Raw genomic sequence first — 1,042 nt, forward strand, 5'->3', positions numbered from 1 at the left:
GGGTCAGGCCACCCGCTCGACGAGGGCGGCGGGGGCCTCGTCGTCCATCTCGAACGCCATCGGGAACGGTGCGTGCCCGGCCAGGCGGAACCAGCGCACCTTGCGGTGGCGGCGCAGGGCGCGGGCGGCGCGGACGGCGTCGTTGTGGAAACGGCGGGCCATCGGCACGCGGCGCACCGCCTCGGCGAGTTCGCGGACCGTCTCCTCGCCGCCGGGGGCCTCGCGGACTCCCTCGACCTGCTGCGCCTCGGCGAACACCGCGCGCAGAGCCTGGCTGAGCTCGCTCTCGGCGATCTCGCGGTGCTCCTCCTCCGCCTGGCGGGCGGCGTGGGCCGCCTCGTACAGCACGATCGAGGCGGCGGGGTCGAGCACGCCTGCGGTCGCCAGCTCCTGCGCCACGGAGGCGCGGCGGAGCAGCTGCGCGTCCAGGGCGGCGCGGGCGGCGTCGATCCGGGCGTGCAGGCGGTCGAGGCGGCCGGCGGTCCAGCTCAGGTACAGCCCGATCGCGACGAGGGCGACGAGGATCCAGATCAGCGTTGCGGTCACGCCCGGCAGCGTATCCGCCCGGCCCGAGCCTTCGTACGGGACGGTTCGCACGGGCGGACGGGGTGCGGCCCGGGCGTGCCTGGCCTTTGTGGGGCGAACCGCAGCGCGCGTACGCACCGGCCTGCGCCCACCCGTGCCGCCCCAGCGGCACGACTGCCCGCAGGGTGGACGAGCCTGCCTCGCCGTCCTGCGGGCGGCCGGGCCGCCCGGTCTGGGGGGCCGGAGCAGCAGGCCCCACCCTCCGCGTACCTGCGGGCGGCTGGGCCGCCCAGGGGGCGGCACGGGCGGGCGCAGGGCGGCACCTCCGCGGCGAGCGGCTCGCTCCACCAGGCATCGGCGGACGGTGTTCCCCGCGCGGGTCGGTTCGCTCCGCAGGGGTGAGCCGACAGCCCCGTGTGGCACGGGGGCTCACGCCGGAGGGAGGCGCCGCCCGCGCGAGGGTCAGTCGCGGGCGAGACCCCAGCGGCGGGGCCGCAGCCCCGTGGTGGCCTCGTCC

At 78.2% G+C, this 1,042-nt stretch carries 1 protein-coding gene; it reads right to left on the minus strand.

Going from position 1 to position 1,042, the window contains the following annotated elements:
• Nucleotides 1-3: 3 nt before the first annotated feature.
• Nucleotides 4-546: a hypothetical protein gene (locus tag ACOV8S_RS23735; protein ID WP_448320142.1), complete on the minus strand. Its 543-nt coding sequence runs from the start codon at nt 544-546 to the stop codon at nt 4-6.
• Nucleotides 547-1,042: the final 496 nt, after the last annotated feature.

Source organism: Streptomyces sp. CO7 (assembly GCF_053474865.1).